The sequence below is a fragment of the Christiangramia aestuarii genome (assembly GCF_009735585.1).
Lineage (GTDB): Bacteria > Bacteroidota > Bacteroidia > Flavobacteriales > Flavobacteriaceae > Christiangramia > Christiangramia aestuarii.
In genome coordinates, this window is the sequence record NZ_VJVW01000052.1 from 1 (window position 1) to 505 (window position 505).

Here is a 505-nt window from a genome sequence, read left to right on the forward strand (position 1 = left end):
CCATCGCGGGTGCGGTAGTAGTCGTAGAAGCTGCCGCCGTTCAGCGCCAGCGACTCCATCTCCGGCTCGACCCTGGCCGCGAGATAGCCTGCACCGGCCATGCCGTTCAGGCTGAAGGCGCAGTCGGTCATGCTGATGTCGACGAACTGCCCCTCGCCGGTCTGCTGCTGGTGGATGACCGCCGCCAGCAGGCACATCACGCCATGCAACGAACCGCCGGCGAGGTCCGCCAGTTGCACCCCCAGCGGCAACGGGCCACGCTCGCGGCGCCCGGTGTAGCTGGCGACGCCGGCCAGCGCCAGGTAGTTGATGTCATGCCCGGCGCGCTCGCGGTACGGCCCGGTCTGGCCGTAGCCGGTGATGGCCACGTAGATCAGCCGCGGGTTCGCCGCCTTCAGCGCCTCGTAGCCGACGCCGAGCTTGTCCATCACCCCCGGACGGAACTGTTCGAGGACGATGTCGTATTCGCGTACCAGCTCCAGCACCACCTCGCGTGCGCCCTGCC

Annotated in this window: 1 protein-coding gene; it reads right to left on the bottom strand. The window is 68.9% G+C overall.

The features are described from left to right. Positions 1-505: CaiB/BaiF CoA transferase family protein (locus FLP08_RS16875; protein ID WP_162431128.1), on the bottom strand; the 505-nt coding region annotated here is incomplete at both ends.